Annotated in this window: 11 protein-coding genes; 3 read left to right on the forward strand and 8 right to left on the reverse strand. The window is 52.6% G+C overall.

The window, feature by feature from the left end:
• Nucleotides 1-14: 14 nt before the first annotated feature.
• From MWU51_RS14690 to MWU51_RS14700, 3 genes are all read right to left on the reverse strand, one after another.
• Nucleotides 15-1,448: a mannose-1-phosphate guanylyltransferase/mannose-6-phosphate isomerase gene (locus MWU51_RS14690; RefSeq protein WP_247038356.1), complete on the reverse strand. Its 1,434-nt coding sequence runs from the start codon at nucleotides 1,446-1,448 to the stop codon at nucleotides 15-17.
• A gap of 127 nt (nucleotides 1,449-1,575) precedes the next feature.
• Nucleotides 1,576-1,791, reverse strand: coding sequence for a hypothetical protein (locus MWU51_RS14695; protein ID WP_247038358.1), 216 nt, complete (start codon nucleotides 1,789-1,791; stop codon nucleotides 1,576-1,578).
• Nucleotides 1,792-1,949: 158 nt separating this feature from the next.
• Nucleotides 1,950-2,588, reverse strand: a complete 639-nt coding sequence (locus MWU51_RS14700) for a CAP domain-containing protein (RefSeq protein ID WP_247038360.1) — start codon at nucleotides 2,586-2,588, stop codon at nucleotides 1,950-1,952.
• A gap of 170 nt (nucleotides 2,589-2,758) precedes the next feature.
• Here MWU51_RS14700 and MWU51_RS14705 point away from each other — a divergent pair, with 170 nt between their 5' ends.
• The 3 genes from MWU51_RS14705 (at nucleotide 2,759) to rfbC (ending at nucleotide 5,426) form a co-directional block, all read left to right on the forward strand.
• Nucleotides 2,759-4,093, forward strand: coding sequence for a UDP-glucose/GDP-mannose dehydrogenase family protein (locus MWU51_RS14705; RefSeq protein WP_247038362.1), 1,335 nt, complete (start codon nucleotides 2,759-2,761; stop codon nucleotides 4,091-4,093).
• Nucleotides 4,094-4,139: 46 nt separating this feature from the next.
• Nucleotides 4,140-4,775: a sugar transferase gene (locus tag MWU51_RS14710; protein ID WP_247038365.1), complete on the forward strand. Its 636-nt coding sequence runs from the start codon at nucleotides 4,140-4,142 to the stop codon at nucleotides 4,773-4,775.
• A 72-nt stretch (nucleotides 4,776-4,847) separates the two neighbouring features.
• Entirely contained in the window at nucleotides 4,848-5,426 is a 579-nt protein-coding gene (gene rfbC, locus MWU51_RS14715; RefSeq protein ID WP_247038367.1) for a dTDP-4-dehydrorhamnose 3,5-epimerase, read from the forward strand.
• Between the two features lie 59 nt (nucleotides 5,427-5,485).
• Here rfbC and MWU51_RS14720 read toward each other — a convergent pair whose 3' ends face one another.
• The 5 genes from MWU51_RS14720 to rfbD form a co-directional block, all read right to left on the reverse strand.
• A complete protein-coding gene (locus MWU51_RS14720; RefSeq protein WP_247038369.1) occupies nucleotides 5,486-6,310 on the reverse strand; it encodes a DUF2793 domain-containing protein in 825 nt (274 codons plus the stop codon).
• A 105-nt stretch (nucleotides 6,311-6,415) separates the two neighbouring features.
• The gene (locus MWU51_RS17105; RefSeq protein WP_348646746.1) at nucleotides 6,416-10,288 is read right to left on the reverse strand and encodes a hypothetical protein; all 3,873 of its coding nucleotides are present in this window, start codon (nucleotides 10,286-10,288) and stop codon (nucleotides 6,416-6,418) included.
• 170 nt (nucleotides 10,289-10,458) lie between these two features.
• Nucleotides 10,459-11,394 (reverse strand): glycosyltransferase family 2 protein, encoded by a 936-nt coding sequence (locus MWU51_RS14735; protein WP_247038371.1) that lies wholly within the window; start codon nucleotides 11,392-11,394, stop codon nucleotides 10,459-10,461.
• Between the two features lie 19 nt (nucleotides 11,395-11,413).
• Nucleotides 11,414-12,292, reverse strand: coding sequence for a glucose-1-phosphate thymidylyltransferase RfbA (gene rfbA / locus MWU51_RS14740; RefSeq protein WP_247038373.1), 879 nt, complete (start codon nucleotides 12,290-12,292; stop codon nucleotides 11,414-11,416).
• Nucleotides 12,293-12,319: 27 nt separating this feature from the next.
• Nucleotides 12,320-13,168, reverse strand: a complete 849-nt coding sequence (gene rfbD / locus MWU51_RS14745) for a dTDP-4-dehydrorhamnose reductase (protein ID WP_247038375.1) — start codon at nucleotides 13,166-13,168, stop codon at nucleotides 12,320-12,322.
• Between the last annotated feature and the right edge of the window lie 13 nt (nucleotides 13,169-13,181).

The following is a 13,181-nucleotide window of genomic DNA, read 5'->3' on the forward strand; positions in this document are numbered from 1 at the left end:
CGCGCAGAGATCGTCTAGCTTCGCGCATATGCGTCTTCGTATCTGACTATATCATCCTCGCCCAGATAGGGGCCGGTCTGCACCTCGATCAAAACTGCATCAGTAAAACTATTGTTTTCCAGCCGATGCACCTCGCCTTTGGGGACATATGCGGATTGGTTGGCCGATAGATCAAGTGTTTGATTTCCGATGGTTACGCTGGCGGATCCTTCAACCACCACCCAGTGTTCGGCGCGATGCGTATGGGATTGCAGGGATAAAACACCCCTTGGATGCACGGTGATCAGTTTAACTTTGAAGCCCGGACCAGAGACAAGCTCCTCAAACCAGCCCCAAGGTCTGAAATCCTGAGGCCGGATCATCGCCTGCGGAATGTTTAGCGATTTCAAGTAGCTAACCACCGATCCGATCTCGTCCGAGCGGTTCCGATCGGCGATCAGCACCGCATCTTTCATGGCAACCGCCACCAGATCACGCAACCCTAGGCCAACAATCGTTTGATCGGCGCTTTCGGACATCAGAAAACTGTTTTCACAATCTAGACCGTGTGCATTTCCGATCGTCACCAAGCCGTTCTGAGTTGAACCTGCCCGGCATTCTTCACGCCAAAAACCTTGCCAGCTGCCCAGATCAGACCAGTGCCCGTCGAAAGGTACGGCGCAGATATTGTCGGCATGTTCCATTACTGCATAATCCAAGGATATATCGGGCAATGCCAGCCATGCATCTTCTTCAAGACGGGTAAATCCAAGGTCGAGCGTGTTTCCGGCAAGCGCTTTTTCAACATGTGAAACTATGACCGGTGCATGTCGTGCGAACGCGGCTTGCATGTCCGTGGTACGGAACAGAAAGATACCTGCATTCCAAAGGTGGCGCCCGCTGGATATCATTCGTGCGGCGGTCGGCAGGTCCGGTTTTTCGGTGAAGGAAAGGACAGGCGATGGCTGATCGCTGTCATCGATATCACTGCTAAGCTCAAGATATCCATACCCGGTTTCGGGTCGGTCTGGTTTGATCCCGAACGTCAACAGTTTGCCAGACATGGCGGCGGGGATTCCCTTTTCGATTGCTGTGGCGAGCTCGGTGCGATCAGAAATCAAGTGATCCGAAGGCGCGACGATGCACAGTGACGCGGGACTTCTGTCGGCTTGCACATTCACCGCTGCCAAAACAGCGCCAGCGGTATTTCGCGAGCAGGGCTCGAGCAATATCAGTTCAGGTAGAGTGCCGACCTCTCCCATTTGCTCGACCACGTGAAAGCGATATTCCTCGTTCGTGACGATGATAGGGCGGGTGAAACAAGGAAGTTGAAAGCGCTGTACGGTTTGTTGAAACAAACTTGGCGCATCGCCGATCTTCAAAAATTGTTTGGGGAAGCTCTCACGAGATATTGGCCAAAGGCGCGATCCAACGCCGCCTGCCAAAATGATCGGCGTGACTTTTTGCAATTCGAAGCGCCCTTCGCACCATTAGGTGTTTTTCATCCGATGGTAGAATCATGGCCTCTTAAAACAAAAACGGCAAGCCCATAGAGCTTGCCGTTTCAGATTGATTGCTTCTTTCGAAGCGATCAAATTAGTTCGATGTGTCGGTCGAGTCGTCCGAAGCAGCGATGATGCCAGCTACGACAGCCAGGCCCAGCAGAGCCAGACCGGTGTTGCCCAGCGAGCTACCAGCTTCTTCGACAACAACAACTTCTTCTTCAACAACTGCGTCGCCGTATGCGCCAGCGAAAGCAGGTGCGGACAGAGCGATCATGCCAGCAGCGGCAAGGGTCATCACTTTTTTCATGTTTCATACTCCATAATTAATTAGCGGGCAGCGCCGATTTAGCGAGCCGTCCATATTTGTTTTGCATACCACGAACGCTATTGGAAGTCTGTTCTTGCATTCGATACCCCGTACACGCAGAACTTCGCCACCCTGTGGCAGCGATGCAATAGTCCCCATTATCCGGCGAAGATATGGGTAAGGAATACCGAACCACAGTACTTCGATGCGGGCTGAACGCCGGCACCTACACCGCTGTAGCGAAGGTTTTTACGAAGAATGTTCTTTCTATGTCCGGGTGATTCCATCCATTTTCGAACAATCAGGTTGGCCAGACTGTTGTAGCTGTGGCGACCGATCCTGCGACCGCCATTGGTGGTAAAGTGACATTGTTCAGACGAGCGAATCATGAACCTGCTGCCGTCGATACCATAAAGATGGACCCATCCAATGTTCTCGGCCCCTGTGCGAAACTTAACGCCAGATGCCCGCAGTCGGTCGGTAAGCGACCGATTGAACGATCCACTGGCTTTGTGGCTGAGTTTCTGACTGCGCGCCATCCACTGCGAATGCCGCGCCGCCTGCTTTCGCAGACCCGATGCCGTGGTCAGGGCTGGAAGGCCGCGTCGACAGCGTTCGGCGTTCACTCGTGCAACAACCGCCTTGTCAAGCAATCCTTGATTTAACCCTTTGTTCGGGATAGCTTTTTCCGCACCTGAAGCTTTTGCCACAGTGCAGGCGGCAGCCGCTGTTCCGGGCAGTGTGGCAAGCGACAGAAGCGCCGCGACGCTGAGTGTTTTTAGTGCATTTCCAAGCATGATTCGGTCCTAAACATCCGGTTCCACCCCGAAGCGTGCAAACTTGCCATGGCATAGGCGTGACGGGAATAGGGCGATGTCTGGATGGGCGAAGGTTCGCCGTCCGTTGACAGTGTTTGCGTGATGCATCATCCCGTCGTAGATTATTTGAAAAAAGAGGTTTCGAGCTAATGAAAATTGCAATGATCGGCACCGGGTATGTGGGTCTGGTCTCTGGCGTTTGTTTTTCAGATTTTGGACATGAAGTTGTTTGCGTGGACAAAGATCCCGCGAAAATCAAAATGCTTGAAGCTGGGCAAGTCCCGATCTACGAACCGGGGCTTGAAGATCTGATGGCAAAAAACGTCGCCGCTGGGCGACTTTCTTTCACCCAGAATCTGAAAGAAGCGGTGCAGGGTGCCAAAGCAATTTTTATTGCAGTCGGCACGCCAACTCGGCGCGGTGATGGACATGCAGACCTGACTTTTGTCTATGCCGCCGCAGAAGAGATTGCTGATTCGCTTGAAGATTATGCCGTTGTCGTTACGAAATCGACCGTTCCGGTGGGCACCAATCGCAAGGTGAAGCAGATTATTCAGAAGTCCCATCCCGACCTCGATTTCGATGTGGCGTCGAACCCGGAGTTTCTGCGCGAAGGCGCAGCGATTGATGATTTCATGCGGCCAGATCGTGTGGTCGTCGGCGTGCAGAATGAACGCGCCACCGACATCATGGCTGAGATCTATCGACCCCTCTTTTTACGCGATTTCCCGATTGTTACGACAGATCTGGAAAGCGCCGAGATGATCAAATACGCGGCCAACGCTTTCTTGGCGACGAAGATTACGTTTGTGAACGAGATCGCTGCACTTTGTGAGCGTGTCGGCGCGGATGTCAAACAGGTCTCAAAAGGGATCGGGCTGGATGGACGGATCGGAAACAAGTTCCTGCACGCGGGCCCTGGTTATGGCGGCAGTTGTTTCCCGAAGGACACGAAGGCGCTGGCCCGGATTGGACAAGAAGCCGGAATGCCCATGCAGATCACCGAAACGGTGATCACAGTTAATGACGAAACCAAACGCCGCATGGTCGATAAGATCACTGATCTGTGCGACGGATCGGTGTCGGGTAAAACGATCGCCGTGTTGGGTGTGACCTTCAAACCCAACACAGATGATATGCGCGATGCCCCTAGCTTGACCATTGTTCCGGCATTGATCGGCGGCGGTGCGAAAGTCCGCGTGGTTGACCCGCAAGGGTTAAGCGAAGGAGAAGCACTTTTGCCGGGTGCACATTGGTTTGAAGATGCGTATAAGGCTGCTCAGAATGCGGATGCTGTTGTGATCCTGACCGAATGGAACGAGTTTCGAGCCTTGGATTTGAAACGTCTTGCTCGACGTATGGAAACGGCCAGAATGGCTGATTTGCGCAACATCTATTCGCCGAAAGATGCAAAGAAGGCCGGTTTTGTCTCGTATTGCGCTGTTGGGCGGCGCGGTTTTGGGCCGGATGGTTGGGATGGTTGAAGTTTCGTATTCTAAAGTCGAACTGAATGAGCGGAAAGAACTGGGGATGAAGCGCCTCTTCGATATAGGTCTTGCATTGGTTCTTTGTATCCCCGTCATTCCGACGCTTGTGGTGTTATATGTAATTGTGACACTGCGCGACGGTCGGCCTTTTGTCTATCGGTCGGAACGGAATGTAACTTTTGACAAGACGTTTGACTTGTTAAAAATCCGCACCATGCGCACCGTGCCGGATCACGAGAATGTCGGCATCACAGGCGGTCATAAACAGAACCGTATCACGCCAATGGGAAAATTCTTGCGTGCGCGCCGATTGGACGAACTGCCCCAGATCTGGAACGTGTTGAAAGGTGAGATGAGCTTTGTTGGCCCCCGTCCGCCCGAGCCGCGCTATGTTCAGGCTCGACCTGATATCTATAAGCAGGTTTTGCTGGATCGCCCTGGAATCACAGGTCTGGCGTCAATTATTTTTCATAGCCACGAAGAAAAAATGCTTACAGCCTGCAAATCCTTGAAAGAGGCCGAGCGCGTCTATCTAAGACGTTGTGTTCCGCGGAAGGCTGCGCTGGATCATATCTATCATGTCAACAAGTCGCTGCGGCTGGATTTGTATATTCTATACCTGACCGCCGCGAAGCTGTTCCCGTTGCCCGGTCGTCGCGCGAAACGCATTCGCGGTTAAGCAGTTTCGAACCTCCGATTTGTTCGACGATTTACCATACCGAACCGCCCAAAACCTGATGGAGCCAGATCTGTGAAAGTAGAAAAGACCAAGCTTGAGGGTTGTGTGATCGTGACGCCAGCGCGCCATGGTGACAATCGCGGGTTCTTCAGCGAAACCTTCTCGACCCGCGCGATGGAACAGGCGGGCCTTCCCAGTGAATTTGTTCAGGACAACTTGTCCCGGTCCGCTACCAAGGGAACGGTCCGTGGTTTGCACTGCCAAGCTCCTCCACATGCGCAAGCTAAACTGGTGCGCTGTCTGCGCGGCGCCATTCTGGATGTTGCGGTCGATGTCCGCCACGGTTCGCCCACCTATGGCGAATGGGTTGCGGTCGAGCTGTCCGACGATAATGGGGCAGCGCTGTTGGTGCCCACAGGGTTTCTGCACGGCTTCGTTACTCTGACCGACGGTGTGGATGTGTTCTATAAATGCTCGGACCATTATGCGCCTGAGACCGAGATGTCGGTGCGATTTGACGACCCTGACATCGGTATTGACTGGGGTATATCCTCGGATCAGGCGACGTTGAGCGGTAAGGACGGCGAAGCGGCATCCATGGCCGCGTTTGTTACACCCTTTGGTCTGGATGGTGGGCCGCGTACCTCATAAGCAATCGCCCACAGACAGAATCCGCGGGCGATGTTTCCTAAGCGTAAATTGCGTTCTGATCAGATGGCGGTTCCATCGCTGATCTTCAGCCAAGATGCTCCGTCGCAATAGGCCAGCTGTGCCCCGCCTACAGCATCCGAGACAAAGGCGATGCCGCCTGCCCCAATGCTGGCTGCTGTGGGCAGGCTAGCACTTGGTGTTGGTGTCAGACGCATGATGCCATCTACATCCAGCTTTGCGGCAGGGGTCTTGCCGATCCCAACATCACCTGCACCAGTCGCGACGATCGCATCGTTCCAGATGCTTCCATCGGCGCTGGTTTTAACGTGAAAATCGTCGTCTCCGGTCAGTCCAAATTCAGCCCGTCCAGACCAGTTGGACTGAAATAACAGCGACGCCGTATCGCCCATTGCTGCCTTGTTGATTTTCAACTGATGAGACGTGCCGTTATGCGACAGCAAACTCGCGTCAGCCGCAACAGCCAGTTTATTGGTGGCATCTGCAGTTGTATTTACGCCAACCAGATCAAGGTTGTTGGTCGTTGGCGCCGTATCGACCCATTGACTGCCGTCAAACCGCAGTTGTTGAGCGGTTGCTGTAACATCTGCACGCCAGCCGCTCTGCGGGGCAATAAATTGCCAAACACCATCCTGAAGCCATGAGATTGTCCGATCCTGTCCAGCCCAATCCCCTGTTGCACCGACGGGCACGATGTGTCGGTCACCTTCGACTGCGGCGGGGGGTGGGCTAATCGTATCGGCGGTTAAGACCGACAACTGGACCAATATGTCCAAAATGCGCAGTGCTTCATTATGGGTTACATGCTTCTGCGCCTGCGCAACTTGGATCAGGGGAAGGGAAAGAATGGGCGAACTGTCGGGCATATCGGATACTCCGTTGCGAATATTACTTCCGACGATTGATCCTGTGATAAGATTAAAGAGTATTGATCCGGGCGTACGCTTTATATGTAAGGAAGGGTCTAAGAATTAGAGCCACAAAACAGCATCTTGCAGCACATCCAACGAAGTCACGCCTTGGATCAACAGCGTATTGCCATCCCCGAAATCAAAAAACGCTCCCTCGCTTGTGATCTCTGCATATGACAAAGGTTTAGCATCAGCAGCCAGTGAATCGGCGGCGAGTTTGCTTGTGATTTTGAGGGTGTCGTAGTTCGCATCAAAGTCGCCAATACGATCATTTCCTTTGGTGAATACGAACGTGTCCGAACCGGACCCGCCATACAGCACATCGTTGCCGGCACCGCTGTTCAGGTGGTCATTGCCTGTGCCGCCCCACAGGAAGTCGTCGCCAGTATTTCCGAACAGCCAGTCATTATCGGCATCTCCTGCCAAATAATCGTTGCCCTGACCACCACGCAGGACGTCGTTTCCACGCGATCCATGCAGCTTGTTGTCATTGCTATCGCCATAAAAAATGTCGCCAAACCGAGTTCCGTGAAGAACTTCGATGTCGTGGAATTCATCGCCTGCCATGCTGCCGCCGCCGATGCCTGCATACAGCCAGACCCGAGCGGCAGAGTGTTCCCAAGTCATGACCACACTGTCTTGGCCGGACCCCCCGTAATACTTGTCACGTCCCGGACCGGCGATCATCCGATCATCTCCCCCTTGACCGAACAAAGCATCATTACCTCCACGCCCATTTAGCAAATCGTTGCCGTCACCCCCATAGATCGTATTTGACGCCCCGTTCCCAAACAATTGATCACCACTTGAACTTCCGATGATGCTCTCAAAAGATGAAATCTTGTCTGAATGCGCTGCACCCCAGGTTCGGTTTGTCGCGATATCCACACCGACTGCCTGCGTGAAGCTGGCATAGCTCAAGGTGTCCCATCCGGCCCCACCATCCAACCGATCTCCGCCCGGTCCCCCATCAAGGGTGTCATTGCCAGACTGGCCCAGTAGCGTATCGGAGGAGTCTCCTCCAAAGAGCACATCATGACCAGCGCCTCCAAGCAGATAGTCATAGCCGCTGTCGCCATACAAAGTATCGTTGCCCCAGAAACCCTTAAGTATGTCATTGCCACCATCTCCGATGATCGTATCGGCTGACAAGGATCCTATAACCTGATCATTTCCCGGTCCGCCAATGACGGTTTCGATTGAGCGATAAGAATGGCCAGCTGCGGAATATCCTCCCTTTCCGCTCGCAAGATTGACGTAGACCCGCCAGGTTTCTGACGCGTAACTGATCGTGTCTAAACCATCCCCACCGTCAAATAGACTTCGACAATCGCTGCTGTAGAACAAGTCGTCGCCGTCGTCACCGTAAAGTAAGTTCTGGCCAGTACCACCAATTATCACGTCGTCTCCGGCACCTCCGCGAATAAGATCGTTTCCTCCGCCGCCATCAATTGTATCGTTACCATCCTCTCCAAACAGGTGGTTAACCTCATTATTCCCTATGATTTCATCATCATGATTGCTTCCAAAGAAGTTCTCTATCGACAGAAATGAATCACCCGCTGCCGATCCTGTTGCCGAATTTGCTTGAAGGTTCACACCTAAGCCTGTGCTAGCGCGGCGATAGTCAGCGGTGTCTTGACCTTCCCCCCCGTCCAGTAGATCTGCACCGGCACCACCTTCCAGAACATCATCGCCCATACCACCAAAGAGATTGTCATTATCGTCTCCACCGAACAGCTGATCAGACCCAAGTCCTCCACGTAAAACGTCTTGGCCACCAAAGCCTTCGATAATATCAGAGCCAGCACCACCCATGATGACATTCGCTGACTGATCACCGGCTAAGTAGTCATTGTGTATCGATCCGGTCAGGCCCTCAAATCCTGATAGGACGTCACCAAGCGCGCCTAGATCAGTTATGCCGGAAAGAAGCGAGACCGAAATACCTTGGATTGCGTCAGAATAATCCGCCGTATCGAAACCCTCGCCACCGATTAAGACGTCAGCACCATACCCCCCACGAAGGACGTCATCTCCTTCACCGCCTTCAAGTGTATCGTCACCCCCAAAACCGACTATGATATCGTCACCGTCGCCACCCAAAATCAAGTTCGCAATATTGTCTCCACCCAACGTGTCATCAAATTGGGTGCCGATTATGTTCTCAATGGAGAGATAGATATCTCCAGCAGCCGCGCCTCTATTGTTATTGCTGAGCATGTCCACAATCGCACCGTAAGTGCCGGCTGCATAGGAAACAGTGTCTGATCCATCGCCACCGTTGAAAACGTCAGCGCCAGGTGACATCAACATAAGGTCATCGCCGCCCAACCCATTCAGTGTTTCCGTGCCCTCATTACCCTGAAGAACATCTGCTAACTCGGTTCCGTTCAGGGTTTCCGGGATGTGTTGAAATCCGCTTGGTGGTCGGTTAAGCGCCAAGCTGGTTTGGGTCGAGAAATGTGATGCATTCAAACTGCCGCCACCTTCGCGATAAACGTCCAGAATTTCGTTCCTATAGATGATTTTCGCGCCCCAGGACATTGGCTGTACTGTCACATAGCTCATGTCATAAAGCATGAAGTACCCCGATAAATCCAACCGGTCTAAGCCAGGTTGGAAATCGGTGATTGTGTCTGGCATGTCATCTGCGGTTAGGACGAAGACGTCAGCACCGGACCCGCCGGATATCGTGTCAATCCCACTTCCATCAAGCAGAATATCATCTCCACCAAGCCCAAGAATTGTATCGTTTCCGTTTGCGCCGGAAATGATGTCATTGGAGCCGGTACCCGACAGTGTTTCACTGCCGTTGCCCCCTGAGAGGGATCGGCCAATCGATCCAGGGTCGACGTTTAGAATGGTTATACCTGTCTCGGTCTCACTGGTCGCATAGATTTGAATTTTTCCGCCCACATAGCTCGCTGTAAGAGAAGCAATGTTCTGCAATGATGTTGAGTTGGTGTCTGAGATCGTATCCAGAAGTATAAGTGTGCCGCCGGGGGCAAGTGTGAATAAGGAAAGGCCGTCATCGGCGCCTCCCGCAACAATGTACAACTGATCCTCGACTTGCACTGACGCGACTTCAGTCAGGCTGTTAAGTCGCGTCCATTTATTATCGATGACATGATCGACTGGTCGCAGGGTGCCGTCGTTAGCCACCTCCAACACGGTCAGGGAAGATGACCCCGCGCTGGCAACGACAGTGTAGTGAGTGCCAGCCACGTGTCCGGTCACAAGTTCGGTTGGTGTATTGATCGGGAGAAACTCGTCAGCAGTCAGGCTGGTGACCTCATGCGCGGTGCCGAGATCGTCAAGCCGATAGCTAACGATGGCCTGATCCTTTTGATGTGCGGCGATCAGAACGGTTTCATCCAACATCGAAATAGAAGCGAAATCGACGATGTTGGCGGTGTTACTTCCGGTGAAAGTGGAATCGCCGTCAATAAAGGAGAGGGTGGCGTTGTCACCAAGTATGTAGTGATTAAATCCATCGCTGGTGGCGTTTGCGGCATAGATATGAGTGCCACCGTCCAGCGTCACAGAAGTAAGGGCAGACAAGTTGCCGACGCCACCGATCCCCCAAGCCAGTGGAAGAGAATTGCCGAGCGCCCCAGAAGACGTCAGCGAAAATCCATCCAAGGTCCAGTCATAGGATCCGTATGAAACAAAATGATTCTGACCGCCGAAGTGAACGAATTCAATCTGCGCTGAAGGAGATGCCATATTGGAATAGGAATATGCTGTCTGACCAACAAGTGTTGTTGCCCCGTTGCCAGCGACGGAAAAAACCATCGCGCCACCGCCCATTCCAGTTGTCGTGTAAAGAAGGCTGGCTCCTCCACTTTCGACAACCGCCATGTCCGAGATGTTGGCAGCATATCCCAATCCGGGGCCGGAAATGACCCCGGTGAACGTAAAAACAGTCACCCTAGACCCCAATTTTCACCCTACAACAAATGTGCAAGATTAGGGTGCCAAACTCGACTTAATGACTCCTATACGAAACAAGGCGGCGATAAGAAATACGCTTACAGTTTATCGTTAAGCGATTGAAACGGACTTTCACGAAGTCTGGGTCATGCACGATTACAGGGCCGTCAAATACGACGTGCAAGTGCTGCAAACCATAAAGCTGCAGTGCTCGCGCGAGTTTGGCGATACAGTCGAAGCTGCTTCATACTGCGCATACGCTGTAAGACTGGCAAATCATGAAGGCGCGCAAATTCATCCAGAATGTGCTGATTTTCAGCGGTGAAGCGATGTGATGATTGCCGCATTGCCGCTACATTGATCTTATTCCACTGGGTGTAAGTCCCGCTGAGCAGCATTGCCATACGCTTCAGTTTTGCGCGTTTACTGTCGTTCGCACCAATTTGATTGACGGAATGCTGGCGGTAGAGAAGAGCCGGCTCATCGTCGTGACACAGATGCCCACCTGCACCCGAGACGATCTGATAAGCCCACCAGTCATGAATAACGACCTCTTCGACTTCCTGAGCGGCCTCGGCAAGCAGTTTAGCCCCGATTTTATTCACAACGATTGTGTTTCCTGCCGCTACATTCTGGACAAGGGCGTTACGGAAGCTCAGGGGAAGCGGGCGCGGGGCCGAGACGCGTTTTCCACCCAGTTGTTCGTCGGTAATCCAAGTGCGTGCGCAGAAAAGTGCGGGTTGATCATCATTTATGGCGTTTAGCCTGTTCACCGCCCGTTCAAGTTTGCTGGGTAGCCAAACATCATCCTGATCACTGAACGCCGCCCAATCACCGTCCTCTGTATGATCTGATAAGCGCCTGACCAATGACATGAAATTCTCGGCCGCCCCAGAGCGTGGACCGTCAAGAACCGTAACGCGGTGCCCCAGTTTGTTAAATCTGTCCAAGACGTCGCGTGTATCATCGGTTGAGCCATCGTCACTTGCCAGTATTGACCAGTTCGCATGAGTTTGCGCGCTAATGCTTTGAAGCTGCTCTTCCAAGTTTGCCGAACCATTATATGTGGCCAGCAGGATTTTGATATGTGGATTGGCGGACATCAGGTCGGTCGATTCCGGTCTATATCTGCTCGGCCAGCTTCAAGAGGTAGCGGCCATAGTTGTTTTTCGCAAAAAGCTCCGCCCGCCGGATCAGATCATCTGCTGTGATCCATCCGTTTGAATACGCGATCTCTTCCAAACACCCGACTTGTTGACCCTGACGCTTTTCAAGCGTTCGTACGAAATTGCCGGCATCTAGCAGACTGCCGTGCGTTCCAGTATCTAGCCAGGCGTATCCGCGCCCCATAAGCTGGACTTGCAGATTGTCTTCGATCAGATAGCTTTCCAACAGGGTCGTGATCTCAAGCTCTCCGCGTTCTGATGGCTGCACTTGGCGCGCTCGCTCGGGTGCTGAGCCATCCAGAAAATAAAGTCCGGTTACGGCGTAGTTTGATGCTGGTTTTGTTGGTTTTTCAATTATAGAGTCAACTTTCCCGCTACCGTCGAATCCTACGACGCCATAGCGTTCAGGGTCGGCAACCTGATATCCGAAAACTGTTCCGCCTTTGGTTTGTTGGCTGGCGTCCACAAGCATTTCCTGAAGGCCGTGACCAAAGAAAATGTTGTCACCCAACACCAAAGTCGAGGCTGCACCATTCAGAAATTCTTCAGCCAAGATAAATGCTTGCGCCAGACCGTCGGGAGACGGTTGTTCGATATAAGCAAACCGCATGCCCCATTGACTTCCATCACCAAGCAACCGTTCGAATTGTTCTTTGTCATGTGGAGTAGTGATAATGGCAACTTCGCGGATGCCGGATAACATCAGAACGCTTAGTGGATAGTAAATCATTGGCTTGTCATAGATCGGGAGCAGTTGCTTCGAGACGCCCATAGTGATTGGAAAAAGCCGTGTTCCTGATCCACCCGCAAGAATAATTCCCTTTCGGTCCGCCATAATTCGATCCTCTATCCCTTCGCAGATTCAGGTTTTGATCCCCAAATCCTTTAAAACGTCTACCAAGCCCAAATTCCAATCGGGACACTTAATACCGAAATCACGCTCGATATCCAGACAATCCATACGAGAATTCAACGGTCTTTTTGCAGGTGTTGGATAATCCTTGGTGGGAATCCCTATCAGATGGACCTTCCGCCCAGCCTGCGCAAAAATCTCGGATGCAAAATCACACCAACTTGTGACCGGCGTTCCGGCAAAGTGATAGGTGCCGCCAATCTGGCCGGACACCATAGCTTCGGCCATGATCAGGAGCGCGCGCGCTATGTCAGCGGCCGGGGTTGGGCCTCCTATTTGATCAGAGACAATGCTAAGTTCGTTGGTTTGATCGGCCAGGCGGAGCATCGTTTTTACAAAGTTATTGCCGTGTGCTGAAAAAACCCAGCTGGTCCGCAAAATCACATGGTTGCCGCCTGCGGCACGCACTCCTTCTTCTCCCAGCAGCTTTGAACGCCCATAGGCATTGCAAGGTGCGACTGAATCCTGCGGCTTCGAGAAATTCTGCCCTTCGCCGCTAAACACATAGTCGGTAGAAACATGCAGAAACGGGATGCGACTTTCAGCGGCTGCCTGCGCCATGGCGGTTGGTGCTGAACCGTTGACGGTATTTGCCAATCCCACTTCATCTTCAGCCTTGTCGACGGCTGTGTAGGCTGCTGCATTGATCACAACATCTGGCTGTATTTCCTTGATTATTGACGCGCATCGTTCAGGGTCTGACAGATCAGAATCCTGGCGCCCCAGGGCAGTTACACTTGCCTGGCGCGAAATCTCGGTGGCAACTTGACCAGATTTTCCAAATACGAGCACGTGCATACATAGCCCTCCA

Origin of the sequence: Aliiroseovarius sp. F47248L (genome assembly GCF_023016085.1) — a bacterium.
Lineage (GTDB): Bacteria > Pseudomonadota > Alphaproteobacteria > Rhodobacterales > Rhodobacteraceae > Aliiroseovarius.

Bases quoted from the DNA above. Each gene is read 5' to 3' on its own strand.
- MWU51_RS14720 (WP_247038369.1), bottom strand. From the start codon at position 6,310: ATGCCCGACAGTTCGCCCATTCTTTCCCTTCCCCTGATCCAAGTTGCG.
- MWU51_RS14700 (WP_247038360.1), bottom strand. From the start codon at position 2,588: ATGCTTGGAAATGCACTAAAAACACTCAGCGTCGCGGCGCTTCTGTCG.
- MWU51_RS14710 (WP_247038365.1), top strand. From the start codon at position 4,140: ATGAAGCGCCTCTTCGATATAGGTCTTGCATTGGTTCTTTGTATCCCC.
- MWU51_RS14735 (WP_247038371.1), bottom strand. From the start codon at position 11,394: ATGTCCGCCAATCCACATATCAAAATCCTGCTGGCCACATATAATGGT.
- rfbA (WP_247038373.1), bottom strand. From the start codon at position 12,292: ATGGCGGACCGAAAGGGAATTATTCTTGCGGGTGGATCAGGAACACGG.
- MWU51_RS14705 (WP_247038362.1), top strand. From the start codon at position 2,759: ATGAAAATTGCAATGATCGGCACCGGGTATGTGGGTCTGGTCTCTGGC.
- rfbD (WP_247038375.1), bottom strand. From the start codon at position 13,168: ATGCACGTGCTCGTATTTGGAAAATCTGGTCAAGTTGCCACCGAGATT.
- MWU51_RS14695 (WP_247038358.1), bottom strand. From the start codon at position 1,791: ATGAAAAAAGTGATGACCCTTGCCGCTGCTGGCATGATCGCTCTGTCC.